At 33.5% G+C, this 26,931-nt stretch carries 27 protein-coding genes; 12 read left to right on the top strand and 15 right to left on the bottom strand.

The features are described 5' to 3' along the window. Nucleotides 1-13: 13 nt before the first annotated feature. Nucleotides 14-1,114, bottom strand: a complete 1,101-nt coding sequence (locus BT107_RS16905; RefSeq protein WP_072305025.1) for a fatty acid desaturase family protein — start codon at nt 1,112-1,114, stop codon at nt 14-16. 223 nt (nt 1,115-1,337) lie between these two features. Here BT107_RS16905 and rsmG point away from each other — a divergent pair, with 223 nt between their 5' ends. After that, the gene (rsmG, locus tag BT107_RS16900; protein ID WP_072305024.1) at nt 1,338-1,973 is read left to right on the top strand and encodes a 16S rRNA (guanine(527)-N(7))-methyltransferase RsmG; all 636 of its coding nucleotides are present in this window, start codon (nt 1,338-1,340) and stop codon (nt 1,971-1,973) included. A gap of 298 nt (nt 1,974-2,271) precedes the next feature. Here rsmG and pruA read toward each other — a convergent pair whose 3' ends face one another. The 3 genes from pruA to BT107_RS16885 all read right to left on the bottom strand — a co-directional run bounded on the left by pruA (nt 2,272) and on the right by BT107_RS16885 (nt 5,851). Next, entirely contained in the window at nt 2,272-3,900 is a 1,629-nt protein-coding gene (gene pruA / locus BT107_RS16895; RefSeq protein WP_072305023.1) for an L-glutamate gamma-semialdehyde dehydrogenase, read from the bottom strand. Between the two features lie 91 nt (nt 3,901-3,991). Then, complete coding sequence (gene apaG, locus BT107_RS16890) at nt 3,992-4,378, bottom strand: Co2+/Mg2+ efflux protein ApaG (RefSeq protein WP_072305022.1); 387 nt, start codon at nt 4,376-4,378, stop codon at nt 3,992-3,994. Nucleotides 4,379-4,606: 228 nt separating this feature from the next. After that, nucleotides 4,607-5,851 (bottom strand): type IX secretion system plug protein, encoded by a 1,245-nt coding sequence (locus BT107_RS16885; protein ID WP_072305021.1) that lies wholly within the window; start codon nt 5,849-5,851, stop codon nt 4,607-4,609. Nucleotides 5,852-6,031: 180 nt separating this feature from the next. Between BT107_RS16885 and BT107_RS16880 the strand changes: the two genes are divergently transcribed. The 10 genes from BT107_RS16880 to BT107_RS16835 all read left to right on the top strand — a co-directional run bounded on the left by BT107_RS16880 (nt 6,032) and on the right by BT107_RS16835 (nt 14,729). Beyond that, nucleotides 6,032-7,381 carry a Na(+)-translocating NADH-quinone reductase subunit A gene (locus BT107_RS16880; protein WP_072305020.1) on the top strand — a complete coding sequence of 450 codons (1,350 nt, stop codon included), beginning with the start codon at nt 6,032-6,034 and terminating at the stop codon, nt 7,379-7,381. Between the two features lie 3 nt (nt 7,382-7,384). Further along, nucleotides 7,385-8,587, top strand: a complete 1,203-nt coding sequence (locus tag BT107_RS16875; protein WP_072305019.1) for an NADH:ubiquinone reductase (Na(+)-transporting) subunit B — start codon at nt 7,385-7,387, stop codon at nt 8,585-8,587. A gap of 19 nt (nt 8,588-8,606) precedes the next feature. Continuing rightward, nucleotides 8,607-9,356 (top strand): Na(+)-translocating NADH-quinone reductase subunit C, encoded by a 750-nt coding sequence (locus BT107_RS16870; protein WP_072305018.1) that lies wholly within the window; start codon nt 8,607-8,609, stop codon nt 9,354-9,356. Between the two features lie 3 nt (nt 9,357-9,359). Next, nucleotides 9,360-10,007 (top strand): NADH:ubiquinone reductase (Na(+)-transporting) subunit D, encoded by a 648-nt coding sequence (locus BT107_RS16865; RefSeq protein WP_072305017.1) that lies wholly within the window; start codon nt 9,360-9,362, stop codon nt 10,005-10,007. Nucleotides 10,008-10,033: 26 nt separating this feature from the next. Then, nucleotides 10,034-10,768 (top strand): NADH:ubiquinone reductase (Na(+)-transporting) subunit E, encoded by a 735-nt coding sequence (nqrE, locus tag BT107_RS16860; RefSeq protein ID WP_072305016.1) that lies wholly within the window; start codon nt 10,034-10,036, stop codon nt 10,766-10,768. A 2-nt stretch (nt 10,769-10,770) separates the two neighbouring features. Continuing rightward, nucleotides 10,771-12,078 carry an NADH:ubiquinone reductase (Na(+)-transporting) subunit F gene (nqrF, locus tag BT107_RS16855; protein ID WP_072305015.1) on the top strand — a complete coding sequence of 436 codons (1,308 nt, stop codon included), beginning with the start codon at nt 10,771-10,773 and terminating at the stop codon, nt 12,076-12,078. A gap of 225 nt (nt 12,079-12,303) precedes the next feature. Beyond that, nucleotides 12,304-12,684, top strand: a complete 381-nt coding sequence (locus BT107_RS16850) for an ankyrin repeat domain-containing protein (protein WP_072305014.1) — start codon at nt 12,304-12,306, stop codon at nt 12,682-12,684. A 189-nt stretch (nt 12,685-12,873) separates the two neighbouring features. Next, nucleotides 12,874-13,272, top strand: coding sequence for an ankyrin repeat domain-containing protein (locus tag BT107_RS16845; RefSeq protein ID WP_072305013.1), 399 nt, complete (start codon nt 12,874-12,876; stop codon nt 13,270-13,272). Nucleotides 13,273-13,357: 85 nt separating this feature from the next. Beyond that, the gene (locus BT107_RS16840; protein ID WP_072305012.1) at nt 13,358-13,717 is read left to right on the top strand and encodes a Na(+)-translocating NADH-quinone reductase subunit F; all 360 of its coding nucleotides are present in this window, start codon (nt 13,358-13,360) and stop codon (nt 13,715-13,717) included. Next, entirely contained in the window at nt 13,695-14,729 is a 1,035-nt protein-coding gene (locus BT107_RS16835) for an FAD:protein FMN transferase (RefSeq protein ID WP_072305011.1), read from the top strand. Before BT107_RS16840 ends, BT107_RS16835 begins: the two co-directional genes overlap by 23 nt. Before the next feature lie 2 nt (nt 14,730-14,731). Here the strand turns inward: BT107_RS16835 and BT107_RS16830 are convergent, their stop codons facing one another. The 4 genes from BT107_RS16830 to gpmI all read right to left on the bottom strand — a co-directional run bounded on the left by BT107_RS16830 (nt 14,732) and on the right by gpmI (nt 18,743). Then, a complete protein-coding gene (locus BT107_RS16830) occupies nt 14,732-15,496 on the bottom strand; it encodes a class I SAM-dependent methyltransferase (protein WP_072305010.1) in 765 nt (254 codons plus the stop codon). Between the two features lie 83 nt (nt 15,497-15,579). After that, nucleotides 15,580-16,359, bottom strand: a complete 780-nt coding sequence (locus BT107_RS16825; protein ID WP_072305009.1) for a DUF3667 domain-containing protein — start codon at nt 16,357-16,359, stop codon at nt 15,580-15,582. An 11-nt stretch (nt 16,360-16,370) separates the two neighbouring features. Then, complete coding sequence (gene map / locus BT107_RS16820) at nt 16,371-17,183, bottom strand: type I methionyl aminopeptidase (RefSeq protein WP_072305008.1); 813 nt, start codon at nt 17,181-17,183, stop codon at nt 16,371-16,373. 42 nt (nt 17,184-17,225) lie between these two features. Continuing rightward, the gene (gpmI, locus tag BT107_RS16815) at nt 17,226-18,743 is read right to left on the bottom strand and encodes a 2,3-bisphosphoglycerate-independent phosphoglycerate mutase (protein WP_072305007.1); all 1,518 of its coding nucleotides are present in this window, start codon (nt 18,741-18,743) and stop codon (nt 17,226-17,228) included. A gap of 237 nt (nt 18,744-18,980) precedes the next feature. Here gpmI and BT107_RS16810 point away from each other — a divergent pair, with 237 nt between their 5' ends. Next, nucleotides 18,981-19,415, top strand: a complete 435-nt coding sequence (locus BT107_RS16810) for an ankyrin repeat domain-containing protein (protein WP_072305006.1) — start codon at nt 18,981-18,983, stop codon at nt 19,413-19,415. Nucleotides 19,416-19,523: 108 nt separating this feature from the next. Here BT107_RS16810 and BT107_RS17755 read toward each other — a convergent pair whose 3' ends face one another. The 7 genes from BT107_RS17755 to BT107_RS17590 all read right to left on the bottom strand — a co-directional run. After that, nucleotides 19,524-19,691, bottom strand: coding sequence for a DUF6747 family protein (locus BT107_RS17755; RefSeq protein WP_342039596.1), 168 nt, complete (start codon nt 19,689-19,691; stop codon nt 19,524-19,526). Between the two features lie 121 nt (nt 19,692-19,812). Then, entirely contained in the window at nt 19,813-20,583 is a 771-nt protein-coding gene (locus tag BT107_RS16805; protein ID WP_072305005.1) for a M48 family metalloprotease, read from the bottom strand. Nucleotides 20,584-20,627: 44 nt separating this feature from the next. Then, complete coding sequence (locus BT107_RS16800) at nt 20,628-21,368, bottom strand: M15 family metallopeptidase (RefSeq protein ID WP_072305004.1); 741 nt, start codon at nt 21,366-21,368, stop codon at nt 20,628-20,630. A gap of 5 nt (nt 21,369-21,373) precedes the next feature. Next, nucleotides 21,374-21,829, bottom strand: a complete 456-nt coding sequence (locus tag BT107_RS16795; RefSeq protein ID WP_072305003.1) for a GNAT family N-acetyltransferase — start codon at nt 21,827-21,829, stop codon at nt 21,374-21,376. Nucleotides 21,830-21,862: 33 nt separating this feature from the next. Continuing rightward, a complete protein-coding gene (locus tag BT107_RS16790) occupies nt 21,863-22,909 on the bottom strand; it encodes a T9SS type B sorting domain-containing protein (protein ID WP_244543141.1) in 1,047 nt (348 codons plus the stop codon). A gap of 107 nt (nt 22,910-23,016) precedes the next feature. Then, on the bottom strand, nt 23,017-23,937 hold the full coding sequence (locus tag BT107_RS16785; protein ID WP_072305002.1) for a hypothetical protein: 921 nt from the start codon (nt 23,935-23,937) through the stop codon (nt 23,017-23,019). Between the two features lie 240 nt (nt 23,938-24,177). Beyond that, the coding region (locus BT107_RS17590; RefSeq protein ID WP_170854756.1) for a beta strand repeat-containing protein at nt 24,178-26,931 on the bottom strand (2,754 nt) is incomplete at its 5' end.

Here is a 26,931-nt window from a genome sequence, read left to right as displayed (position 1 = left end):
TTTTTTATTTTTACTAGTACTGTAAAGCTGGTTTTTTACCTAGCTCTTTAAGATGTTTAAAGTGCGAAATTATAGCTTTTCTAGTAGTTTTATATTCATTATAAGGCAAATTAAATTCATTTGCTGTTTCTTTCACAATTTTAGCGATTTTTGTGTAATGAACGTGACTAATATTTGGAAAAATATGATGTTCAACCTGATGATTTAATCCACCAGTATACCAATTAACAATTCTGTTTTTAGTTCCAAAATTTACTGTAGTAAATAATTGGTGAATAGCCCAAGTGTTTTTCATAGTACCACTTTCGTCTGGTAAAGGAGTATCTGCATCATCTACAACATGTGCTAATTGAAATACGACACTCAGAATTACACCAGCAACGTAGTGCATAATAAAGAAGCCAATAAGAATTTGCCACCAAGCAATATCAATAAAAAGTAATGGCAATACAATCCATATAGTAATGTAAAGTAACTTTGTAATTACCAAAGTACTCCAGTTACCAACTTTACTAGGTTTTTTGCCGTAAGATAGGTTACGTTTCATATAACGGTACATTTGCTGAAAATCTGTAGTAATAGCCCAGTTAAATGTTAATAGTCCGTATAAGAAAACTGAATAAAAATGCTGAAATCTATGGTGTTTATGCCATTCTGCATGTTTAGAAAAACGTAAAATTCTGCCGGCCTCTAAATCTTCATCATGTTCGTGGATATTTGTATAGGTGTGGTGTAAAACATTATGTTGTACTTGCCAGTTATATACATTACCCGCAAGTATGTAAATACTACCGCCCATGAATTTGTTTACCCACTTGTTAGTAGAGTATGCGCCATGGTTACCATCGTGCATCACATTCATACCAACACCAGCCATACCAATCCCCATAACAATGGTTAGTAGTAAATATGCCCAAATTGGCAATCCTAATGTGAGTATTAAAAAGTAAGGCGCTAAAAATAGCGTGAACATAACTATTGTTTTTAAGTGTAGTTTCCAGTTCCCTGTTTTTTTAATTTCGTTTTCTTTAAAATAAGTATTCACGCGTTTATTCAAAGTTTTAAAAAACTGAGTTGAATCTTTTCGTGAAAATCTAATAGATTTATTCTCCATAATTTTTTTGATTCTGATATTCCCTTTTTGTTTTTAAGGGAGTTGTATTTTTATATTGTAGAAATTTATAATTTTAATTTTCAATAGCTTCTAGGTATTATTAGACGTAAAAACTAGGTAAAGATAACGCAAAAGTACTTTTTATAATATGATAATTATCTTAAAATAAGAAATTTTTATGATTTAGGAAATGCTTACTTTTGCCAAAACTTAGATAAAATTTATGAAGTCCGATATTATTTTTAAGTATTTTCCAGACTTAACTGAAGAGCAAAAACAACATTTTATTCAACTAGAAGCATTATATGCAGATTGGAACCAGAAAATTAACGTGGTTTCTAGAAAAGATATAGACGAAATTTATTTGCGTCATATTTTACATTCTACAGGTATAGCAAAGTTTCAGCAGTTTTTGCCAGGTACAACAGTTTTAGATGTTGGTACAGGTGGTGGTTTTCCAGGTATTCCTTTGGCTATTCTTTTTCCAGAAACGCACTTTACATTAGTAGATGCTATTGGTAAAAAAATAAAAGTTGTGCAAGAGGTTATAGACGGTTTACAGTTAACAAATGTAACCGCTAAACATATGCGTGTAGAAGAGCTAGATACTCAGTTCGACTTTATAGTGAGTAGAGCAGTAGCAGCAATGCCTACCTTTGTGCGTTGGATAAAAGGGCGCATAAAAAAGAATTCTATACATGAACGCAGAAACGGAATTTTATACCTTAAAGGTGGAGATTTGTCAGAAGAACTATTAGAATATAGGACAGCTGAAATTTATAATTTATCAGATTATTTTACTGAAGACTTTTTTGAGACCAAAAAAGTAGTTTATTTACCTTTAAAGTATAAAGGTTAATTTATATACTTAGCATTCTGTTAAAAGAGTACTTGCAATTTTTTGCGTAGTTCTTCATATAGGTATACACATTAAAAATACTAAACTGTTTTTTGTTATTTACGATCTTATCTTTCATAGGTTTTTAAATTTTACAATAAACAAACAATCTGTTTACATTTACTTAACGTTAAATTTACATTAAAATTGTAAAAAAAACAATTTTTAACCTTTTGGGGTAAGTTTTAAACATAAAAAAGCCAAAATCTTTAGAGTTAAATCTAAGATTTTGGCTTTTTAAATTATCTGTAATTATAGTTTATCCTAAAAAAGGATATCTATAATCTGTTGGTGTAACAAAAGTTTCTTTTATTAATCTTGGAGAAACCCAACGTAGTAAGTTTTGTGCAGAACCAGCTTTGTCGTTAGTTCCAGAAGATCTAGCGCCGCCAAATGGTTGCTGACCAACAACTGCTCCGGTTGGTTTGTCGTTAATGTAGAAATTACCAGCACAGTTTTGTAATGCTTGTGTAGCTTCTTCTATTGCATAACGGTCACCAGATAAAACAGCTCCAGTTAATGCATACTCAGATGTAGCATCTACTAGTTTAAGCGTTTCTTTCCAATCTTTATCGTCATATACATATATCGTAACTACAGGGCCAAAAAGCTCAGTTTCCATAGTCGTGTACTTAGGATTTGTAGTTACAATAACTGTAGGCTCTATAAAATAACCTTTAGATTTATCATAATTACCACCAGCAAAAATTTCAGCATCTTTATCTGCTTTAGCTCCGTCTATGTACTTTGCTAATTTGTCAAAAGATCCTTCATGAATAACAGCAGTAACAAAGTTACTCATATCTTCAGGAGACCCTGGCTTGTTAATACTAGCTAAATCTCTTTTTACTAAATCTAAAGTTTCTGTAGCAGTAGATTTAGGTAAGTATACTCTAGATGCAGCACTACATTTTTGTCCCTGGAACTCAAAAGCACCACGTACAATAGCTGTAGCTACTTGTGCAGGGTTAGCTGTTTTGTGTGCTAAAATAAAATCTTTACCACCAGTTTCACCAACTATTTTAGGGTATGTTTTGTAATTGTGTATGTTGTTGCCTATTTGTTTCCAAAGTTCTTTAAAAACATAAGTAGAACCTGTAAAGTGTAATCCAGCAAAATCTGGGCTAGCTAATGCCGTTTCTGTTACCATAACTGGGTCACCGTAAACAACATTAATAACGCCATCTGGTACACCAGCTTCTTTAAATATGTCTATAATTACTTTAGCAGAGAAAATCTGACTATCACTTGGTTTCCAAAGTACAACATTACCCATCATTGCTGCACTTGCAGGTAAGTTACCAGCAATAGCAGTAAAGTTAAAAGGAGTAATTGCGTAAACAAAACCTTCTAAAGGACGGTACTCTACTCTGTTCCAGATCCCTTCAGCAGAATCTGGTTGCTCAGCGTAAATCTGAGTCATATATTCTACGTTAAAACGTAAAAAATCTATAAGTTCACAAGCAGCATCAATTTCTGCTTGGTGTATAGTTTTAGATTGCGCCATCATAGTTGCCGCATTTATCTTTGCTCTGTAAGGACCAGCGATTAATTCTGCAGCTTTTAGGAAAATAGCTGCACGTTGTTCCCAAGCTAAATTAGCCCAAGCTTCTCTAGATTCAAGAGCGTTTTCTATAGCCTTAGTAACGTGTTTTTTTTCTGCTAAATGGTAGTGTCCTACTATGTGTTTATGGTCATGCGGAGGAGACATAGGCTTTGTGTTACCTGTTTTTATCTCTTCGCTTCCAATATATAAAGGAACGTCTACTGTTGAATTGTAGTAAGCTTTGTATTGCTCTAATACTGCTTCGCGCTCAGGAGATCCTGGAGCATAGCTTTTTATTGGTTCGTTAAAAGCGGTTGGAACTTGAAAAAATCCTTTACCCATTGTGCTACGTTTTTATAAGTTTAATATCGTAACAAATGTACTAAAATCAAAATCGTTATTAAAACAAATTGGGTGTTAGTAGGTTGCTTTTTTAGTTTAAGGCAAAAGGAGCACTAAATTTAAATGTGGGTATTTGTACTCTAAACTTTTTATTCTCGTTAAAACCCACCATATTATAGTGTCCGCGCATAGCTCCAATTGGCGATGTTAATAAGCAACCAGAATTGTATGTATGAGATTGTCCTGGGTTTAAAACTGGTTTTTTGCCAACAACACCTTCGCCATCCATAATTTCTAAATCATTAAGAGAATCAAAGATTTCCCAATGTCTAGAAGTTAACTGTACAGACTCTTTACTAAGGTTTTCTATAGTTATAGTGTAGCCAAAAGCATAGTGCATCTTGTAGTTCTTAAAAAAAGTACCTTCAAAATTAGTGCTTACAGATACTTTTATCCCCTTAGTAACTTGTGTAGTCATACGTTTTAATTTTTAAAAAAGTATAATACTTATATACAGTATTAAGTCGAAAAAATTAGAGGTTAATTACAAGGTAATATAGGTTCTTATTTTTTCTGTAGATATGTGTAACTATTTTATAGCGAGACACATTGGCTACATACAAATATAAAAAGTAATATTTAAAAATGTTTGTGTTGAGGTATATATTCGGTAAAAGAACAATTTAGTCTGCTTAAATAGTTGCTTTTAGTTGGTTATGTTTCTAGAGTTTCCAGAACCAACTCCAATTAAACTATCATGTTGATCTCCAAAGTTTCTGTAGTAAACCAGAACTAAGTAATTGTTTTCTGTAAAGTGAAAATTACCGCCAATAACGTTTTCTTTTACTTCTCCAGTATCCGTTTTTATTACGTATTTGTAATTATAAAAGCCTTGTTTTATTTTTATACTAGCTTCTAAATAGCCAGTTTTTTCATTGTAGGTCATTTTATTTTCATCGCTTAACGCATAATTGTTAAACTTTCCAAAAACATAAACATCATCTAAGCCTATAGCATCTGTGTACTCTAATTTAAAATGTATGTTTGTGTATTCTGACTCTCTAGATGCATCTTCCCCTTGCTGTGTGGTAACTACAAAGTCACCATTAATGTCGGGAAAATAAGTGTAAGGTTCGTTTGCTCTGTGTAGGTCTCCGTAAAGATAGTGGTTGTAAATATCTTGCAGTTCTACTCTGGCAATTGCAGTGCTAGTTGCGCGTAAATCTTTTGTGGTAAAATTTAGAAATTCGTTGCCGCCAAAAAAGCTAGCTTCTTTATCATATTTATATAGTAATTCTTTGCCAATTGTGTATTGTGGTTTAAGATTTGTAATGGCAGAAGGCCAGTAGTAATTCTGTATAATAGCAACTTTTACTTCGTTTTTTGGGTTGATAAGTCTAAAATCACCTGCGTTTATGGCTATTTGTACGGCTTGTTTTTCATTTAGAAACTCAAACTCCCTTGTTCTTTTTGTTGATACGCCAACTGATACTGCGTTTTGGTATATAAGAAAGCGTCTAGAAAACTGAAGCTCATCATATTCATTATAAACCTCTAGCATATAATTACCGCTAACTTTAAAGCTAACATTGTTATTTGGTAGCTGTAGTTGGTAGTTGGAGTATGCTTGTAGTGTATTATAGCTATTCTCGTAATTTGTAATTCTAAGATTGTCTAATCCCTTTAAATACTGAGACTTTAGTAGGGTAGAAGGTGTCCAGTCGTAATTGTAGTAAGTAACTTTGTAATAGTAATCTTCTTCAGATGCGTTAAGATCATCAAATTCTAAAGTAATTCGGTCTCCTGATAAAATTATAGGAAATTGATCCTCAGTTGTTCCTTTAAAAACTATCGATTTAATGTTTTCTGGCGCGTCTTTTTCTACTGCAACTTGTGCTTTAGCGCCCCAAAAGGCCATTAATAAAGATAGTATAAGGGTGTATTGTTTCATTTTGTATAATTCTTACGCAAATATAAGCAAAAGTTGTGCCTAAAATTAGGTTGTTAAAATTGCAATTCTATTTATTTAGAATTAATATAAATAAAAACATCTTAGTTGATTTAACAAGGAAGTTTCCCCTTAAAACTTTAAATTTGCACGAAATTTTGTTAACCTAAGGTCTGCAATAATATGTCTAAAGACATTCGAATAAAAAAAGGCTTAAATATCAACCTAGTCGGTGCCGCTGAGCAAACTACTTCTAAAGCGGTTTTAAGCAATGTTTATGCAATAAATCTTAATGATTTTCACGGTATAATGCCAAAAATGTTGGTAAAAGAAGGGGCGTCTGTTAAGGCAGGTGAGCCTTTGTTTTACAACAAAGACGTAGAAGAAATGAAGTTTGTTTCTCCTGTGGCCGGTGAACTTGTGGAAATTGTAAGAGGAGCAAGAAGAAAGATATTAACGCTAAAAATTAGTGCTAATAAGAGTGGTGAAGTAGTAGAACACAGTACGCTAAACCTAGCAAGCGCAACTGCAGAAGACGTTAAGTCGCAGTTGTTGTTATCTGGTTGTTGGTCTTTTATAAAACAAAGACCGTATGATGTTGTTGCAAATCCTGAAGTAGCTCCAAAGGCTATCTTTATTTCTGGATATACAACAGCGCCATTGGCAGCAGATTTGGATTACGTGTTAAAAGGAAAGGAGAAAGAATTGCAAGCGGCTGTAACGGCTTTAGCAACTTTAACTTCTGGAAACGTGCACGTGTCTGTAGGTGGTAGTAACTCTCCATTATCTGGTTTGTCTGGTGTTACAGAACATAAAGTTGCCGGGCCACACCCAGCAGGTTTGGTTGGTACACAAATAAACAAGATAGATCCTGTTAATAAAGGGGAAGTGGTTTGGACTGTTAATGCACAAGACCTTGTAATAATAGGGGAGTTGTTGTTAACTGGTAAGTTTAACGCGCAAAGAACAATAGCTTTAGCTGGTTCTGCTGTTAAATCTCCAAAATACTATACAACTACTATTGGTGCAGAGATATCTACTTTCTTATATGGCAGTGGTGTTTCTATAGAGAACTTTAGAGTTATTAATGGAGATGTGTTAACGGGTTCTAAAACTAGTCCTGAAGGCTATTTAGGATTCTATAATAATACAGTTTCTGTTATTCCTGAAGGAGATGATTATGAATTATTTGGATGGAATAAGCCAGTTTTTAATAAGATATCTTCAACTAGAGCAATGACTTTCTCTTGGTTAAGTCCTAATAAAAAATACGATTTAACAACCAATACTAACGGAGAACATAGAGCATTTGTGGTAACTGGTGCTTATGAAAAAGTTTTTCCACTAGATATTTATCCAATGCAATTGCTAAAAGCTTGTATGATTAAGGATTTAGATGAAATGGAACAACTTGGTTTATACGAGGTTGCTCCTGAAGATTTTGCTTTAACAGAGTTTATCTGTATATCTAAACAACCACATCAGCAAATTATTAGAGAAGGGTTGGACTTATTACAAAAAGAAATAGGATAAAAGATGGGTCTTAAAAATACATTACACAATTTAAAGGAAAAGTATAAAGGCAAAAAAATGGCACCTGCATTTAATGCAATCCATACGTTTTTGTACTTGCCTAATGAAACTACGCACTCTGGGTCTCACGTACGAGCAGCAGATGATTTAAAGCGTACAATGAATACGGTAATAATGGCATTGGTTCCAGTTTTATTATTTGGAATGTTTAATGCTGGTTACCAACACTATTCTGCAATTAATGGTTTTCCTGCAGACTTTTCATTACTAAACGATTTTCTTACTTGGGATAACTTCTTAATTGGTGTTACTACTGTATTGCCATTGGTAATAGTATCTTATGTAATTGGTTTAGCTGTAGAATTCGTTTTTGCAGTTATAAAAGGTCACGAGGTAGAAGAAGGTTACTTGGTAACAGGTATGTTAGTGCCGTTAATTGTACCAATAGATACGCCATTATGGATGCTAGCTATAGCAGTTATTTTTGGTGTCGTAATAGGTAAAGAAGTTTTTGGTGGTACAGGGATGAATATCTTAAACCCAGCACTAACAATTAGAGCATTCTTATTCTTTGCTTATCCTACTTGGATGAGTGGTGATAAAGTTTGGGTACATGAGGCTGTAGAAAGAGCTGGTACTGCAGATGCTATTTCTGGTGAAACTATCTTAGGGCAGTTAGCACAGAATACAGATGCATCATACTCAATTTCAGATATGTTCTTTGGTTTTATACCTGGTTCTGTAGGTGAAACTTCTACATTTTTAATTCTTTTAGGAGGGTTGTTTTTAATATTTACAAAAATAGCTAGCTGGAGAATTATGTTAAGTGCTGTTATTGGTGCTTTAACAATGGGGCTAATTTTTAATGGCGTTGTTAGCGCAGATTGGATTAGTGAAGGAAGTAAGTTTTATGGATTAATGAGCTTTGAGTTCTGGCAACATTTACTTGTTGGTGGTTTAGCTTTTGGTATTGTTTATATGGCTACTGACCCTGTTACAGGTTCGCAGACAAATAAAGGAAAATGGTATTACGGTTTCTTTATTGGGTTTATCTCTGTTTTAATTAGAGTATTTAACCCTGCATATCCAGAAGGTGTATTCTTAGCAATATTGTTAATGAACGTTTTTGCGCCAACTATAGATCATTATGTAGTACAGGCTAACGTTAAGAGACGTTTAAAGAGATCAAAAAAAGCTACAGCTTAATAGCACTAAAAAAATAGTTATGGCAATTAATACAGATAAAAATAGTTACACCGTACTTTTTGCAGCCATTATGGTTGTTGTTGTAGGTTCTGTCTTGGCATTTACTGCTTCTAGTTTAAGTAGTAAAATTAAGATGAACGAGAAGTTTGAAAAGCAACAGAACATCTTGTATGCAATGGGTGTTGATGAAAATGTAGATGAAGGAAGTATAAACTTTGTTCCTACAGATAAAGTAGAGGCTGAATTTAAAAAATATATTAAGGAGCAAATAGTTATAGAAAATGGTAAGGTTACACCAAATGACGAAGCTTACTTAATAGATTTAAAAAAGCAAGAAACTGCAGCTAAGAATGGCGAAACAAGAAAGTTGCCTTTATTTATTGGAGAAAAAGATGGTAAAAAATCTTATATCATACCAATGAGAGGTAAAGGTCTTTGGGATGCTATTTGGGGCTTTGTTGCTGTAGGCGAAGATTTAAAAGTACAAGGTGTATTTTTTGATCATAAAGGAGAAACACCTGGTCTAGGAGCAAATATTAAGCAACGTTATTTTATGGACGATTTTAAAGGAGAGTCTATTTTAAGTGGCGATAATTTTGTTGGAATTACTGTTGCAAAAGGTAACAATGACCCAATAAATGAAAGAAAAGATGATAATAAAGTTGATGCTTTAGCGGGTGCTACCATTACAGGTAATGGTGTAACAGCTATGATAAAAGAGAGCGTTAAACTTTATCAAGATTATTTAGAAACTATAGCTAAAAAATAAAAAATGGGATTACTTTCTAAAAAAGATGCAAATCTAATATTAGATCCATTAGCAGATAACAACCCAATTACGATACAAGTATTAGGTATATGTTCTGCATTGGCAATTACAGCAGAGTTAAAAGCGTCTATAGTAATGGCGGTTTCAGTAATGTTTGTATTAGGAATGGGTAACGTTGTTATCTCTTTAATGAGAAACATTATTCCTTCTAAAATTAGAATTATAGTGCAATTGGTAGTAGTAGCTGCCTTAGTAATTATAGTAGATCAAGTGCTTAAAGCATTTGCTTATGAGTTAAGTAAAACCCTTTCTGTATTTGTTGGGTTAATTATAACAAACTGTATCATTATGGGGCGTTTTGAGGCTTTTGCTTTGGCAAACGGACCTTGGAGATCTTTCTTAGATGGTATAGGTAACTCATTAGGATATGGTTTAATCTTAATTATTGTTGGGTTCTTTAGAGAGCTTTTAGGTTCTGGTACTTTATTAGGATTTAAAGTATTAGGAGATCCTATAGAAAAGACAGGGTTGTATGCCATAGGGTATGAGAACAATGGATTTATGTTATTGTCACCAATGGCATTAATTGTAGTTGGTATCATTATCTGGATACAACGTTCAAGAAATAAAGCATTAATAGAAGAAAACTAGAACTAGTTATATAAAAGAACAATGTTATGTTAGAGCATGTAGAATTATTCTTTAAATCCATATTCATAGACAATATGGTATTTGCTACCTTTTTAGGAATGTGTTCCTATTTGGCGGTATCTAAAAAAGTAACCACGGCTGTAGGTCTTGGTGCTGCAGTAATATTTGTACTTGCAGTAACTGTGCCTATGAACTGGTTGTTAGATCAGTACTTGTTAAGAGACGGTGCTTTAGCTTGGTTAGGACCAGAGTATGCAGATTACAATTTAAGTTTTTTATCATTTATCTTATTTATTGCTACTATTGCAACAATGGTACAATTAGTAGAGATAGTAGTAGAGAAATTTTCACCTTCTTTATATAACTCACTTGGTATATTTTTACCATTAATTGCAGTTAACTGTGCTATTTTAGGTGGTTCTTTATTTATGCAATCTAGAGATATACAAACTTTTGGTTTAGCGTTTAATTACGGTATAAGTTCTGGTATTGGTTGGTTTTTAGCAATTGTAGCAATTGCTGCAATTCGTGAAAAAATTAGATATTCTAATGTGCCAGCACCTTTAAGAGGCTTAGGTATAACATTTATTATCACGGGTCTTATGGCTATTGGCTTTATGAGCTTTGGTGGTATGTTAACTGGTGGTGATGAAGCTCCTAAAAAAGAAGCAACAGAAACTGCACAGAAATTAGAAGATAAAAAAGTTAAAAATGAAGTTGATGAAAATTCAGTTTCTTACAATAACGCTTTAAACAAATAAGAATGATTTTAGCTACAACTACAATAGGTACAATTGTTATAACAGTAATTGCTTTTATGGTGTTATTGTTAGTATTAGTTGCTCTTTTACTTTTTACAAAAGAAAAATTATCTCCTTCTGGACCTGTTACTATTACCATTAACGGAGAGAAAAAAGTAGAAGTGGGTTCTGGAAGTTCTTTACTTACAACTTTAGGTAACCAAAAAATATTTTTGCCATCTGCATGTGGTGGTGGTGGTACTTGTATTCAGTGCGAGTGTCACGTATTATCTGGTGGTGGAGATGCTTTGCCAACAGAAACACCTCACTTTTCTAAAAAAGAATTAAACCACGGAGCTCGTTTAGCTTGCCAGGTAAAAGTAAAACAGGATATGGAAATTACCATTCCTGAAGAAGTATTTGGTATTAAAAAATGGGACGGTACTGTAGTTCGTAACTACAATGTTGCTTCTTTTATCAAGGAATTCGTAGTAGAAATTCCTGAAGATATGGGATATAAAGCAGGTGGTTATATTCAGATTGAAATTCCTGAATGTGAAATTAAGTATTCTGATATAGATATTACGGCTCACCCAGAAGAACATGAAACTCCAGATAAGTTTCAGGCAGAATGGGATAAATTTAATTTATGGCCATTAACAATGAAGAATGAAGAAACTGTAGAGAGAGCTTATTCAATGGCTTCTTTCCCTGCAGAAGGACGTGAAATTATGCTTAACGTGCGTATTGCTACGCCGCCATGGGATAGAGCTAAAAATGGGTGGATGGATGTTAACCCTGGTGTTGCATCATCTTACATATTTGCTCAAAAACCAGGAGATAAAGTAGTTATTTCTGGGCCTTATGGTGAGTTCTTTATTAATGAGTCTGAATCTGAAATGCTTTACGTAGGTGGTGGAGCAGGTATGGCGCCAATGCGTTCTCACTTGTATCACCTATTCAAAACATTAAAAACTGGTAGAAAAGTAACTTACTGGTATGGTGGACGTTCTAAGCGTGAGTTGTTCTACTTAGAGCACTTCTATGAATTAGAAAGAGAATTTCCTAACTTTAAGTTCTACTTGGCACTTTCTGAGCCTTTACCAGAGGATAATTGGAAAGTAAAAGAGAATATAGATGCACCTGGAGATGGTTTTGTAGGTTTTATTCACAATTGTGTAATAGATAACTACTTAAGTCTTCATGAGTCTCCAGAAGATATAGAATTGTATTTCTGTGGGCCACCATTAATGAACAAAGCTGTACAAAAAATGGGTGAAGATTTTGGTATACCAGATGAACACATTAGATTTGATGACTTTGGAGGATAATCCAAATACTTATAAAATAAAAAGCCGATGCATTTGTATCGGCTTTTTTTGTACACAATAGTTTTCTTGTGTGCTTTTCTTATGCGCATTTTCATTTCATGTCTTGCTTTTTCACCGTTCGATACTAACTATCTACCATTGGTCATAAAACTGTTTTGTTTACTCTATTGCTGTTCTACCTTTACAGTGTAATCAAAAAATAATAATCATTTAAAATCATCAATCATGAAAAAATCAATCATCGCATTTAGTCTTTTAGTTAGTGTAGTAGGTACAACTGTAGCATCAAACAATAACCCTGAAACTTTAAAAGTAGTAACAACTTCAATTAAAAATGTATCGCCTTTAAGTATCGCTGTAGCAAAAGGTGATTATGTTACAACATTCAACTTCTTAAAATATGGAGCAGATAGTAATGAGAAATCTGTTGCCACAGGTATGACACCTTTAATGTATGCTGCTAGATATAATAATGTTAAACTTTTAAAGTTGCTAATAGAAAATGGAGCAGATACTACGGTAACATCTAAAATTGGATACAATGCTTTAGGATATGCAAAATTGTCTAACGCATCAGAAGCAGTGGCTTTTTTAAACACTTTGTAATAGGTAATAACAACTTGTTTCTAGAACGTTAATTAGCTTTTAAGTAACCCTTAATCAATGTTAAATAAAAGTTATAATGAAAAAAACGTGAAACAAAATAAATTTTTCATCGTCTATATAAGTGTAGTGTAAAAACAACAAAACAAAAAACGTAAACAAAAACAATCATCACATCAAAAAACAATTATTATGAAAAAATCAATCATCGCATTCGGAATCGTATTTAGTTTATTAGCAACAAGTGTATCTGCAAGTACAGGTCCAGATAAGCCAGGATTAAAAAAAGATTTAAAAATTGAAAAAACAACAATTAAGAATTTATCACCTTTAAGTATTGCTGTTGTAAAAGGGAATTTTGATATGACTCAGAAATTTTTAGAATTTGGGTCAGATATTAATCAGAAATCAGGAACAATGGGTATGACGCCTTTAATGTATGCTGCTAGGTATAATAAGGTAGAGTTTATGAAGCTTTTAATTGCTAATGGAGCAGATGTTAAGGCAAAATCTAAAATAGGAGCTACAGCGTTAAAATATGCTAAGATAGCTAATGCACATGCTGCTGTAAAATATATAAAAAGTCTATAAAAATTTAGAACTTAGAATTTAATTTAGTTAGAAAGAGATTGCTTCTTTATTGGGGCAGTCTCTTTTTTTGTTTTAATTTTGTGCTATGGGAAAACCACTAACAGAGCAAGAATTGCATAACTTAGCAATGAATATTGTAGGGAAGCATTTAGAGGCTAACGGTTACGAGTTTATGGGTGTTAATAGTAAACCTAAAAGAAACCCACAATTTGTATGTTTAAAAGATAAAGTATTACATTTTATTGTGGTTAGGGCTGTGGCTCATCCGCGTAACCCTAATGCTTATGATGTTGCTTTTATGGATAAAATGAAAGAGCATGCTGAAAAAATTGAGGCTACTGCATATTATGCGGGTGTTAGATTAACTAATGCTGTAGATCCAAACTTACCAGTGTATTTAAATGAAGAATATATAGTAGATTATGACGGACTTATTAAAATTTAGAATACCCTTTTTAGCCTTTGTATTAGTGTTTTTTACAGTTGTTTCTTGTAAAAATAATGAAGGCTCTGGTATTGTCGAAAATAGAAATAATGGTCCTGCATTAGGTACATCTTACAGTATTATTTATTTTTCTAATAAAAAAGTAGATTACCAAGAAGAGATAGATTCTGTGTTTAAGGTTATAAATAGTTCTATGTCTACATATATACCAACATCAGATATATCTAAAATAAATAAAGGAGACTCTATTCTTCAAGTAGATCATATGTTTAAAGATGTCTTTAATTTATCTAAAGAGATTAACGTAAAAACAGATGGTTATTTTGATCCTACTGTAGGTACTTTGGTTAATGCTTGGGGTTTTGGTCCTGGAGAACAGATTGAGCTAGATAGTTCTAAAGTAGATAGCTTGTTAGAATATGTAGGCTTTGGTAAAGTTGAGCTAACCAATGCGGGTACAATAAAGAAAACTAAGCCTAGTATTTTTTTTGACTTTAATGCAATTGCAAAAGGGTACTCTATAGATAGACTAGCAGTTATGCTAGAGAAAAAAGGAATTACAGATTACTTAGTTGAAGTAGGAGGAGAAATCTATGCAAAAGGTGAAAACCTTAGTAAGCATAAAAAATGGGTTGTTGGTATTAATGATCCTTTAATTGAAGATAGAACGCAATACAAAGATGCTGTAGAATTAAAAGATGTAGCAATGGCTTCTTCTGGTAATTACAGGCACTTTAGAGTAGATCCTGTTACAAAAGAGAAATACGTACATACTTTAGACCCAAAAACAGGATATACAAAAAATGCAAAAGTTTTAGCAGCAACTATTATTACAGATAACTGTGCTAAAGCAGATGGTTACGCTACATCTTTTATGGCAATGGACTTAGAAGATTCTAAGAAAGTTATAGAAAATGATAGTTCGCTAGAGGCTTATATTGTGTATTTAGATGCTAATGGTGAAGCTAAAGATTATATTACAGACGGCTTTAAAAAGCTAATACTAAAGTAGAATTACTTTTTTACAACAGGTATTATTTCTCCTTTAGCTAAACAATATTTTTTTACGTCTTCTTTTTGTAAAGTAGAGGTATAATCTACTTCTTGTACTGTAAAGCCAATACTTCTTAATTTATTAAAATAGTCTCTACCGTAAATACGAACATGATCGTATTGTCCAAAAATGCGAGCGCGTTCTTTTCGGTCTGTTATTGTATTGTCTTCAAAAGTAGTTTCTCTATCTAATTCTTGCGGAATTTGGAAAACTCCCCATCCGCCAGGTTTTAATATTCTATACATTTCTTGCATAGCTTTAGTATCATCGGGAATGTGTTCTAAAACGTGATTGCAAAAAATAACATCGTACATATTGTCTTTAAAAGGCAAGTTGCAAATATCTGCTTTTACATCTGCTAACGGAGATTCTAAATCTGTAGTAGTGTATTCTAAATTCTTCATTTTTCTAAAACGCTTATAAAACGCTTGTTCTGGAGCAAAATGTAAAACCTTAAGCTCTGCAGAGAAAAAGTCAGTTTCGTTCTGTAAATAGAGCCAAAGAAGTCTATGGCGTTCTAAAGATAGTGTAGATGGTGATAATACATTGTCTCTTTGTTTTTCATATCCATAAGGTAAAAACTTTTTAAAACCCTTACCATCTATTGGATCTACGTAGGTATTACCACGCATAAAAAATGTTAGTATAGGGCGCGACACATAACTTAGTTTTATTAATAATGGTCTAGGTATGGTGTTTAAAATGGTCTTAAAAAGCTTTTTCATAAATGTATTTAGGCAATAAATGCTTGTTGCGTGTTTGTATTGCAACTATTAAAACGTAAATATACTTTAAAAGTATGTTTTAGCTAGTTTTTATATGCTATTGCATATAAAATACCAACACCAATACTTAAAATCATTAAAATGATAAATGCAAGTATAATGTAGCCCATGTATCTAAAAAAAGCATAGAGAGTTTGTTTAAAAGTAAGTTGATATAATCTTATAAAAACGTATAATGCATAAACAGTAGATATAAGTATAAAAGCACTTGATATTAACCCTTTTGAAAGTTCTAAAAGATTAAAAAAGATAAGTTGCATAACAATTAGAGCATATCCTAAATTAGCCTGTATGTAAGCATTAAATACAAGGTGTTCAGAGTAGTTGTGGTCTCTTTTTTTAAATGTTAAATATGTAAGTAAACTATAAGCAGGAATGCTAGATATTATAATTAGATTATAATAATTAGTGTAAAACTGATAAATTAAATTGAAGTTTTTTAATACTTCTTTAGAGTTGGAATCTCCCGTTCCGTACTTAAAACCATCAGAGAAATCAGTGGCCTCGACACTAGGAAAAATTTTATTAATAATTAAGGCTATAGTGGCGTAAACTACCAAATATGAAAATGGTTGAAAATATTTTTTACGCGCACCACTAATGTAGGCTTCTAAAACATCTTTAGGTTTTGTAAATAAGTTAAAGAAGGTTTTCCAGAAGTTATTATCCCAACTAAAAAAAGGCCCAATGAACTCTCGCCATGCGCCTTTTAATGATATTCTGTCTAAAACTATTTTTGCTCCACAATTAGAGCAATATTTATGTGTGTCTGTAATGCTAGTATTGCAGGTTTTGCAATTCATATATAATGTATTTAGTTGCTTGCAGCTCTAAACTCATCTTCTTCATTACTCTTTATGCCTAAAGCTTCATAAATATAATCAAAAGTAGATAATAATTGTGGTTTACCATTTACAATTGCTACGTCATGCTCAAAATGTGCACTTGGTTTGTTGTCTAAAGTTGTAATTGTCCAACCATCACTATGTTGCACTATTTTTCTAGTCCCTAAATTAATCATAGGTTCTATGGCAACTACCATACCTTCTACAAACTTTTTACCTCTACCACGTTTTCCGTAGTTAGGCATTTCTGGACCTTCGTGCATTTTTTTACCTAATCCATGACCAACTAACTCACGTACTACACCATAACCTTCTGCTTCACAAAACTGTTGTATAGCAAAACCAACATCGCCAACTCGGTTGCCAGCTTTAAATTCTCTAATACCAACGTATAGAGACTGTTTGGTTATATCTAGTAATTTTTTTGTTTCTGGTGCTACTTCACCTACTTCAAAAGTATAGGCGTGGTCACCGTAATAGCCATTCTTTAGAACACCACAATCTACAGAGATAATTTCTCCGTTTTCTAATGGTTTATTGTTCGGTATGCCGTGTACAACCTGTTGGTTAGGGCTCATACATAATGTATTAGGGAAATCGTATAATCCTAAAAATCCAGGGATACCAGCATTATCTCTTATGAATTCTTCAGCAATTTTATCTAACTGCAATGTGGTAACACCAGGCTTAATTTCTTTAGCAATTAGGCCAAGTGTTTTTGAAACGATTAATGCACTTTCGCGCATAATTTCAATTTCTTCAGGTGTTTTAATTTTTACCATAGTTTGCAAAGGTATAATAATCTTACAAATTCAGTATAATTCTTAAACTAAAGATTTTTGCGTCATTAATTTAGGTTGTTCTACTCCTATTAATTTTAAAATTGTTGGCGCTATATCTCCTAAAACTCCATCTTCTATATGTTTTAATTCTTTGTCTACTAAAATTAAAGGTACAGGGTTTGTTGTGTGTGCTGTGTTAGGACTTCCGTCAGGGTTTACCATAGTTTCGCAATTTCCATGATCTGCTATAACAATTGTAGTATAACCGTTAGCTAAACCAGCTGTAATAACAGATGAAGCACAGCTGTCTACAGTTTCGCAGGCTTTTATTGCCGCTTGCATATCTCCTGTGTGGCCAACCATATCTGGGTTAGCAAAGTTTAAACAAACAAAATCTGCTTCTCCTTTTTCTAATTCAGGAATAATTGCATCACGAATTTCATAAGCACTCATTTCTGGTTGTAAATCGTATGTAGCTACTTTTGGAGACGGACATAAAATACGTTGTTCACCATCAAAAGGAACTTCTCTACCGCCATTAAAGAAAAATGTTACGTGTGGGTATTTTTCAGTTTCAGCAATACGAATTTGTTTTTTTCCTGCCTTAGACAGTACCTCACCTAATGTTTCTTCAATATTTGCTTTGTCATAAATTACATGTACGTTTTTAAAAGACTCATTGTAATTTGTCATTGTAACGTAGTATAATGCTAACGGATGTGTATTGTATTCGTGAAACATTTCCTGACTCAGCATTTGTGTAAGCTCTCTTCCTCTGTCTGTTCTAAAGTTAAAAAATATAACTACATCATCTTCTTGTATTTTAGCAACCGGTGTGCCATTCTCATCGGTAGCAACTAATGGTTTTACAAATTCATCTGTAATGTCATTATCGTAACTATCTTGTATGGCTTGCTCTACATTGCTAGTTTTTGTTCCTGTATTATTCACTAATAAATCGTAAGCTAGTTTAACACGTTCCCATCGGGTATCGCGATCCATTGCGTAGTATCTACCAATTACACTTGCTAATTTGGTATTTTTATCTTCACAAAAAGCAGTAATATCTTTAATATAACCTTTTCCACTTTTTGGATCTACATCTCTACCATCTGTAAAGGCGTGTATGTAAGATTTCTCTATTCCATAATTTTCTGCAGCTTCTATTAATCCTTTTAAATGAGAAGTATGCGAGTGCACACCACCATTACTAAGTAAGCCTAAAAAGTGAACAGATTTGTTATTTTCTTTAGCATATTTAAAAGCATCTTGTATTGCTTTTTCATCTTTTAAAGTGTTCTCTTTTACAGCTAAATTAATTTTAGCTAAATCCTGATAAACAATACGGCCAGCACCAAGGTTCATATGTCCAACTTCGCTGTTTCCCATTTGACCTTCAGGTAAACCAACATTCATACCATCTGTTAATAAGTTGGCATTAGAGTATTTGGTATATAAAGAATCTATAAACGGAGTGTTTGCATTTTCTATAGCCGAGATTTTAGGATCTGGAGATTTACCCCAACCATCTAAAATCATTAAAATAACTTTTTTGTTCATCTTTAAATTTTTTGCTACTCAAAAATAGCACCATTTATTAAGTTTTTAAGGTATCTACGTTTCTTTTTTTAATTTTTAAGAATGCATTAACTATTGGTTTTAACTAAAACGATATCGTTAACAAAAAGCAATGTTAAAATTATGTTATAATCAATATTTGTTGAAACATAATGTAACCAGGGGCGTCTTTAACTATAGAATACAATTCATCAATTAAATCAAAAAACAACAATCATCATGAAAAAATCAATTTTAGTTGCGACAGCTGCTTTATTAGTGGCAACAACAGTAGTAAAGGCAGAGGTAAACACAACAGTACCTAGTTTTAGTATAACAGAAAGTGTGGTATTAGAAGTTAATCCTTTTTGTATGGCTATTATGAAGGGCGATATAGAAACAGTTCGTAAGCTAATTGAGTTTGGCGAAGACGTAAATAAAAAATCCAATGGTATGACGCCGGCAATATTTGCTGCGCGATATAACAAAGTAGATATTTTAGAATTGTTAATTGCTAATGGAGCAGATATTAGAGTTACTTGTGATAAAGGGAGAGATATAGTAAAGCATGCAGAAATGTGTAATGCAAAGGGATCTTTAGCTTTGTTAGATAAAACCGCAAAGGAAAAAAAGTTAGCTAAAAAGAATAAAAGAAAGAATAAAAAAAGAAAGTAGAGTTCATCCAACAATCATCAGCTAAAAAAAATCCCTTTGATAAGTTCAAAGGGATTTTTTTATACGTAATACTTTGTAAATGTTCTCGTAAATAAAAAGTATGTTTTTTTAGAATCTAAAACCAGTAAATGCTCTGTATAAAAATGCATAAACAGTTATAGATATTAATGCAAAGCAAAAAAACGAATATGCTTTTAATAAAATAACAGCAAATATTGGTCTGCAATTGTCAAATGCGCTTAAATAAATTTTCTTGTATTCTAGTAGCCTTCCCATATAGTCTCTTTTTTAGAATTAGTATTCTCAAAGCTATAATGGTTAAAAACAATAAGTTAGGATTTGGGGTGCTACAAAACTAAATAAAAATAACGAGATTAAATTACATTTCATCGAATAGTTAGTTGCCTTTCCTATATTTTGCTATGGCATCTTTAATTTTCTGAATTCTGTTTTCTGGATCTGGGTGTGTACTTTGAAATTCAGGTTGTCTGTTTGGACCAGCAGCGGCTTTTAAGATTTTCATTACTTCTATCATTTCTTCTGGGTTGTAGCCAGATTGCATCATAAATAAAACACCCAATTCATCACTCTCTAATTCGTCTCCACGACCATTAGTAAGTAATGTTTTCTGACCTATACCATTTACAACACCACCCATATCTGCACCAACAGATGCGCCAGTAGATAAGGTTTGCCAAAAATTACTATCTGCAATTCTTTCTGCTGAGTGTCTGCCAATTACATGGCCAATTTCATGGCCCAAAACACCCGCTAATTGCGCCTCGTTAAGCTTAGAGAATAGGGCATAGGTAATAAATATTTGTCCGCCTGGTAAGGCAAATGCATTTATAGTGTTTTCATCTGCAAGTAAATGAAATTCGTATTTGTAAGGAGTATCTTTTGCAACGCTATTTTTTACTAGTTTATTACCAACAGCGTCTACAAGGTTTTGTAAGCTTTGATCTGGATAAAGACCGCCATGTTGTTCTGTTATTTGTGGTAAACTTTGTAGCCCAATTGCAATTTCTTGGTCGGCGTCCATATTAATATTTTGGACTCTACCTGTGTATGGGTTTTCTTCTTTATTGCTACAGCGTTGTATGTATGCAAATGCAACAATAGCTAGACCAATAAGTATTCTTATTTTCCAATTGCCACCTCTTCTCATTATAGTTTATGTCTTGGTTAGTGAAATCCAAGATACAAAAAGAGTTATAAAAGATCTGGATTAATGTCTAAAATGTTATTTACGATATAAGATCTTAAAAAGCCAGCAGTAAAATGTTCACTACCTAAAAGCTCCTGTTCTTGTATTAATCGCATAATGTTTTTGCCTCTAAATTGCTCTAGCATAGGTTTAGAAATAGGGGCGTAGCTATAGTGCCAAGGCTCGTATTTAAAACCTCTACGTTTTTTATCGTTGGTGTAAACTAAATGAAAACCAAAATCATTGGCGTTTTCATCCATCCATTTCTTTAATTCTTTAAAAGGTCCTCCTTCTTCAAATTTACTAGGTACTAAAACATCTCCATTTGTCTTTTGGTATCCGTCTATAATATCTATATCTGTACCCCAATGGTGTCTACTTGTACCTGGTATGGTAGAGTATTCTATTATTTTTTCTATAGCATCTAATGGTTTAAGGTTTTGGTTGTCTGTATATTTTATATACTTGCGCTCCCAAATACCTTCTTGTCTTCTAAAGTTTCTGTAGCTAGATACAATTTTTAAATCTATACCAGCACTGTAAGCAGCTACTTTCATCTTTTTAAAAGCTTCGTAAGCTTCTTTTCTAAGGTTTATGTCTTTGCCATATAATTCTATATCTGCTTGCCCCATTAATTCATATACAGAATATTCTGTTTCTTCATCTTGGGCAAAAATTAGATGTGGCGCCGTTAATGCGGCAGCACCTATAATTCCACTTTTTAGAATAAATGATCTTCTTTGCATAACTCTTATTTTAACTTTTTAAACATAACTACATGTGGTCCTACCTTTTGTATATCAAATATGCGGCCACTTTTAGTGTATCCGCAATTTTCGTAAAAGGGAATTGCACTTTCTCTAGCATTCATCCACAATAGTAAAACGTGCTTTTCCTGTAAAATTGTTTCAGCGTAATTAATAATTTTTTTACCTAGACCTTTTCCTTGCTGATCTTCTCTTATAGCCATACCTCTAAGTTGATAAGAAACAACATCTTCTAATTCTGTGTTTTTTGCGTTTAACAAAGTTGCAACACCAACTAAATTGGTATTTTGGTATGTTCCAATATGTAAAGTTGTACCAAGATCATCTCCATCAAACTTGCAAGAAGCCAAAGGTTTTCCTGCTCTTAAAATAGCGTGTCTTATTGGGTAGGTTTCTTTAGGTGAAATTAGTTTAAAAACAAGGTTGTTGTGCGTTGTCATAAAATCAATGCTATGTAACAAAAATACATATTATTAATTCTGATATCCTAAATAAATATATCCTTGATGCTTTATACTTATATCTCTTAGATTTAATACGTAAAAATAAACGCCATCTGGCAATGCATTACCATCAGTAACAACACCTTTTACATTCGCAATGCCACCAAAAGTATTGTTGTATCCTTCTTTATTGTATACAACCCTTCCCCATCTGTTGTAGATTTTTAAGTTATTATTGTCGGGAGATAAAGAAATAGATTCAAAATAAAGAAAATCGTTTACTCCATCATTATTAGGAGAAACAAAATAATTGTCAAAGTTTACGCTATCTGCAGATAAACTTGTACCAAAAGTAATAATTTCATAATCGTTTGCTATAAAAGAATCAGACGTAACATAACCCGAATCAAAATTTCCTGCCATTGCAGTATTGCCTAAGTTTTCCCATATATTAAGAGCTTTATTCCAGCCAACTATTCTTATATCTTCAATAACATCTACAAAGTTTTCAATAGTACTATCTGTATCCCAACGTAGTGTTACTTTAGAGGTTGTGTCGGCATCTAAATCCCAAAATTCATAGGTGCTCACAGCTGTTAAAATATCGGCTTTGGTATCTGTGTTAAATGTATTTGTAAAGGTTGATGGAGAATTAGGATCCTCATAAAAATAGGCACTGCTAGCCATATTGTTAGAGCTCTCAGACTCTAATTGCAAGGGTCTAATTTTATCTATATCTCCCACAGGAAAAATAAAATCTTGTTTATTGGCTATAGATACATAACCATCTACTTTATTTAAATTGTTTTCGCCATTATAAAAAGCATTATTTATATAATCTAAAGTGATGTCTAATTGGTTTCTTGGAGTAACTACATCTCCTAAAATAAAATTACTATTATTAGTAACCCCCATAGCAACATCTAAAAATAAGTCATTAGTTACTACAATTTCTACATCATTAAAAATTGGTTTAAAAGCACCCGAAATTGTTCTAGTATCATCGCTGTAAAAACCAGCTAAACCTTCGTTTTGGTCAAAATTTCCATCGTTAGCCAAATCAATATGAAAACCCATTTGTCCATTATTGAAAATTTTGAGGTTACCCGTATTTTGTATCACGTTTTGTGATACAATTATGCTAGAAATGCAAAAAGCGATATAGAAAAGTATGTGTTTCATTGTTATTGTATTTGTTGCCAATCGGTTCCATCACTTTGTAACCAAATTGTTTTTTGACTAAGTATTAGGCTTACATTTAAGCCTAATAAACTTTTGTAAGTACTTATATTTGCTGTTATTCCAAGGCCAAAAAGTATTGGGTTTTTAATAATATATATTCTGCCTTTACAGGTAGATGCGTCAGGTAATGTTATATTATGAGCTCCCCCTAAAATTATAGTGTGATGGGTGTCGTCTAACGTTAAGTCTCCTGTTGTAACATCTATTGCAGTTGACACAGAACCTTTAACGTCTAAAGTTGAGTTAGCATCGACTCCTGTGTAAGCTGCATCTTCAGGTAAATCAAAACCAATACCTAGGCGTTCACTAATTAAAACTTGGGAGTTGGTTGAGCTGTATTTGTCTATACGAATAGCCTCCTTGTTACCTACACTAAAATTAAGTTCGTTGGTAGCAGTTCTGTACATACCTGTATCGGTATCTCCATTAAATCTAAATGACGGTTCACCTTGGTTGCCATCACTATTTAATAAACCAGCACTTCTTATAGCTCCAGTAACTTGTACTTTGTTTGTTGGAGTATTAGTTCCAATTCCTAGTCTATTATTTGTACTGTCCCAAAATATTTGATTATTATCTTCATCTGGTGCTCCAGATGTGTTAGCAAACAATATAGAGCCCTCAGTAAATGTAGGGGGTAATAAATCAGTTATATCAGGAATTTTTTCCCAATTGCTAGCATTGTAGAGGTACATTCTTTTTTCTGTAGAATTATACAAAATAGAACCCTCTAAAGATCCCGTAATGGCATTCATTTCAGTAGTTGTTGCTGAGGTCAATCCTAACAATAAATTTGCATCTATTTGGGCGAAGCAATTTAGTAAAGGAGCTAAAAGCATAAGTGGTAAAATTTGTTTTTTCATCTTCATTAAATTTTTGGTTTTGTACTATACACTTATTTCTTAATATGTTTTATTGGTTAGATATCAGCATATTAGTTGTTGGTATTGGTTGTTGTGTTTGGTTACCAACAAAGTGTATAGATGTTTGTTTAATTTGATGAATTACTTGGGGAACTAAAAAGTAACTCGATTTTTGTTTTTTTTATAAATTGATTGTTTTAAGGGTTAAAATTTATTTTAATAATAAAGGTTGATGCTCTCTTATAAATCAAGGATTACAAACATAAATTCTGAGTCAAATCTTGCTCTGTCTGTTCCTCCGTTATCATTATCTCCCATAATAACATCAAATCCAGTTGCGGTCTGATTGCTATAAGAAATTCCTGGATCATCATTACCAAGACCACCTCTTCCAGGCTGACTTAATTGAATAATGTAATTTGCATCAGCAACTGTACCTACGGGTAAGTTTACTCGGTAATGTCCAAGACCTATTTGTTTTACTACGGTAACACCAGTTGTTCCTTTTACTACAATTCCTAAAGCATTTACTTTTCCTATGGCTTTAACCATACTATTGTAGAAAGCCCCACCATCGGTGCCTGGTGTTACATCATTGTTTGCGTCTGTAGATATAACGTCTGCAGTTTGTGTAACTGCAGATTCGTTTACATAGCTAATAACTCCAGATGTGTTATTCTGACTTAAAGTAGTTACACTACCTCCTATAATTCCACTAATCTGAGTGTCAACATAGGTCTTTACTGCATTCTGAGTAGGGAATAACGTTGCTGAAGGAGTAGTGTCTCCTAAATCTACAGCATCAGATTTATTAGCAGCATCTTCCTTTAAGGCAATAGCAGCATCTGCATCAGCTTCGTTAGTATTTACATCTGTTTGTACTGCATTTATAGCATTAGTTGCTGCTGTTTCATTCGCGTCTACATCAGCCTGAATAGCATTTTCTGCAGCCGTAGCTCTTGTAGTTTCTGCGGTGATAGCAGTTGTGTTATTAGCAATGTTAGTTTGTAAAGCGGCATCATCGTAAAAAGCACCACCATCAGCACCAGCAGTAACATCGTTATCCGCATCAGTACTTACAATAATTTGATCAGAAGCAAGAACTTGCGCATCTACATAAGTTTTAACTGCATTTTGTGTTGGGAATGCATCATCCGAAGTTCCAAGTGCAACGTTAGCTGATTTATTAGCAGCATCTTCTTTTAGAGCGATTGCCGTGTTTGCCGCAGCAATAGCAGCATCTGCATCAGCTTCGTTAGTATTTACATCTGTTTGTACTGTATTTATTGCATTAGTTGCTGCTGTTTCATTCGCGTCTACATCAGCCTGAATAGCATTTTCTGCAGCAGTAGCTCTTGTAGTTTCTGCGGTGATTGCAGTTGTATTGTTAGCAATATTAGTTTGTAAAGCGGCATCATCATAAAAAGCACCACCATCAGCACCAGCAGTCACATCGTTGTCTACATCAGTACTTACTATAATTTGATCAGAAGCAAGAACTTGTGTATCTACATAAGTTTTAACTGCATTCTGAGTAGGGAATGCATCATCCGAAGTTCCTAAAGCAACATTAGTTGATTTATTAGCAGCATCTTCTTTTAGAGCGATTGCCGTGTTTGCCGCAGCAATAGCAGCATCTGCATCAGCTTCGTTAGTATCTACATCTGTTTGTACTGTATTTATTGCATTAGTTGCTGTTGTTTCATTAGCATCAACATCAGCCTGAATAGCATTTTCTGCAGCCGTAGCTCTTGTAGTTTCTGCGGTGATAGCAGTTGTATTGTTCGCAATATTTGTTTGTAGTGCAGCATCATCATAAAAAGCACCACCATCAGCACCAGCAGTCACATCGTTGTCTGCATCAGTACTTACAATTACTTGTGTAGATCCAGCAACTTGCGCATCTACATAAGTTTTAACTGCATTTTGTGTTGGGAATGCATCATCTGAAGTTCCAAGTGCAACGTTAGTTGATTTATTAGTAGCATCTTCTTTTAAAGCGATAGCAGCATCTGCATCAGCTTCGTTTGTGTCTACATCTGTTTGTACTGCATTTATAGCATTAGTTGCTGCTGTTTCATTAGCATCAACATCAGCCTGAATAGCATTTTCTGCAGCTGTAGCTCTTGTTGTTTCTGCTGTAATTGCAGTTGTGTTATTAGCAATGTTAGTTTGTAAGGCGGCATCATCATAAAAAGCACCACCATCAGCACCAGCAGTTACATCGTTGTCTGCATCAGTACTTACAATTACTTGTGTAGATCCAGCAACTTGCGCATCTACATAAGTTTTAACTGCATTTTGTGTTGGGAATGCATCATCTGAAGTTCCAAGTGCAACGTTAGTTGATTTATTAGTAGCATCTTCTTTTAAAGCGATAGCAGCATCTGCATCAGCTTCGTTTGTGTCTACATCTGTTTGTACTGCATTTATAGCATTAGTTGCTGCTGTTTCATTAGCATCAACATCAGCTTGAATAGCGTTTTCTGCAGCTGTAGCTCTTGCTGTTTCTGCAGTGATAGCAGTTGTGTTATTAGCAATGTTAGTTTGTAAAGCGGCATCATCGTAAAAAGCACCACCATCAGCACCAGCAGTAACATCGTTGTCTGCATCAGTACTTACAATTACTTGCGTAGATCCAGCAACTTGTGCATCTACATATGTTTTTACTGCATTTTGAGTAGGGAAGTCAACATCTGAAGTTCCGAGTGCAACGTTAGTCGATTTGTTAGCAGCATCTTCTTTTAAAGCGATTGCCGTGTTTGCCGCAGCAATAGCAGCATCGGCATCAGCTTCGTTTGTATCAACATCTGTTTGTACTGCATTAATAGCGTTAGTTGCTGCCGTTTCATTCGCATCAACATCAGCCTGAATAGCATTTTCTGCTGCTGTAGCCCTTGTAGTTTCAGCTGTAATTGCAGTTGTATTGTTAGCAATATTAGTTTGTAGTGTTGCATCATCATAAAAAGCACCACCATCAGCACCAGCAGTCAC

Source organism: Cellulophaga fucicola, from assembly GCF_900119145.1.
GTDB classification, from domain to species: Bacteria; Bacteroidota; Bacteroidia; order Flavobacteriales; family Flavobacteriaceae; genus Cellulophaga; species Cellulophaga fucicola.
Note: the sequence above shows the minus strand (reverse complement) of the source record. Positions and strands in the feature narration are given on the sequence as shown.

Excerpts from the sequence above, each read along its gene's own strand:
- BT107_RS16905 (WP_072305025.1), bottom strand. The coding sequence starts at position 1,114 with ATGGAGAATAAATCTATTAGATTTTCACGAAAAGATTCAACTCAGTTT.
- rsmG (WP_072305024.1), top strand. The coding sequence starts at position 1,338 with ATGAAGTCCGATATTATTTTTAAGTATTTTCCAGACTTAACTGAAGAG.
- pruA (WP_072305023.1), bottom strand. The coding sequence starts at position 3,900 with ATGGGTAAAGGATTTTTTCAAGTTCCAACCGCTTTTAACGAACCAATA.
- apaG (WP_072305022.1), bottom strand. The coding sequence starts at position 4,378 with ATGACTACACAAGTTACTAAGGGGATAAAAGTATCTGTAAGCACTAAT.
- BT107_RS16885 (WP_072305021.1), bottom strand. The coding sequence starts at position 5,851 with ATGAAACAATACACCCTTATACTATCTTTATTAATGGCCTTTTGGGGC.
- BT107_RS16880 (WP_072305020.1), top strand. The coding sequence starts at position 6,032 with ATGTCTAAAGACATTCGAATAAAAAAAGGCTTAAATATCAACCTAGTC.
- BT107_RS16875 (WP_072305019.1), top strand. The coding sequence starts at position 7,385 with ATGGGTCTTAAAAATACATTACACAATTTAAAGGAAAAGTATAAAGGC.
- BT107_RS16870 (WP_072305018.1), top strand. The coding sequence starts at position 8,607 with ATGGCAATTAATACAGATAAAAATAGTTACACCGTACTTTTTGCAGCC.
- BT107_RS16865 (WP_072305017.1), top strand. The coding sequence starts at position 9,360 with ATGGGATTACTTTCTAAAAAAGATGCAAATCTAATATTAGATCCATTA.
- nqrE (WP_072305016.1), top strand. The coding sequence starts at position 10,034 with ATGTTAGAGCATGTAGAATTATTCTTTAAATCCATATTCATAGACAAT.
- nqrF (WP_072305015.1), top strand. The coding sequence starts at position 10,771 with ATGATTTTAGCTACAACTACAATAGGTACAATTGTTATAACAGTAATT.
- BT107_RS16850 (WP_072305014.1), top strand. The coding sequence starts at position 12,304 with ATGAAAAAATCAATCATCGCATTTAGTCTTTTAGTTAGTGTAGTAGGT.
- BT107_RS16845 (WP_072305013.1), top strand. The coding sequence starts at position 12,874 with ATGAAAAAATCAATCATCGCATTCGGAATCGTATTTAGTTTATTAGCA.
- BT107_RS16840 (WP_072305012.1), top strand. The coding sequence starts at position 13,358 with ATGGGAAAACCACTAACAGAGCAAGAATTGCATAACTTAGCAATGAAT.
- BT107_RS16835 (WP_072305011.1), top strand. The coding sequence starts at position 13,695 with ATGACGGACTTATTAAAATTTAGAATACCCTTTTTAGCCTTTGTATTA.
- BT107_RS16830 (WP_072305010.1), bottom strand. The coding sequence starts at position 15,496 with ATGAAAAAGCTTTTTAAGACCATTTTAAACACCATACCTAGACCATTA.
- BT107_RS16825 (WP_072305009.1), bottom strand. The coding sequence starts at position 16,359 with ATGAATTGCAAAACCTGCAATACTAGCATTACAGACACACATAAATAT.
- map (WP_072305008.1), bottom strand. The coding sequence starts at position 17,183 with ATGGTAAAAATTAAAACACCTGAAGAAATTGAAATTATGCGCGAAAGT.
- gpmI (WP_072305007.1), bottom strand. The coding sequence starts at position 18,743 with ATGAACAAAAAAGTTATTTTAATGATTTTAGATGGTTGGGGTAAATCT.
- BT107_RS16810 (WP_072305006.1), top strand. The coding sequence starts at position 18,981 with ATGAAAAAATCAATTTTAGTTGCGACAGCTGCTTTATTAGTGGCAACA.
- BT107_RS17755 (WP_342039596.1), bottom strand. The coding sequence starts at position 19,691 with ATGGGAAGGCTACTAGAATACAAGAAAATTTATTTAAGCGCATTTGAC.
- BT107_RS16805 (WP_072305005.1), bottom strand. The coding sequence starts at position 20,583 with ATGAGAAGAGGTGGCAATTGGAAAATAAGAATACTTATTGGTCTAGCT.
- BT107_RS16800 (WP_072305004.1), bottom strand. The coding sequence starts at position 21,368 with ATGCAAAGAAGATCATTTATTCTAAAAAGTGGAATTATAGGTGCTGCC.
- BT107_RS16795 (WP_072305003.1), bottom strand. The coding sequence starts at position 21,829 with ATGACAACGCACAACAACCTTGTTTTTAAACTAATTTCACCTAAAGAA.
- BT107_RS16790 (WP_244543141.1), bottom strand. The coding sequence starts at position 22,909 with ATGGGTTTTCATATTGATTTGGCTAACGATGGAAATTTTGACCAAAAC.
- BT107_RS16785 (WP_072305002.1), bottom strand. The coding sequence starts at position 23,937 with ATGAAAAAACAAATTTTACCACTTATGCTTTTAGCTCCTTTACTAAAT.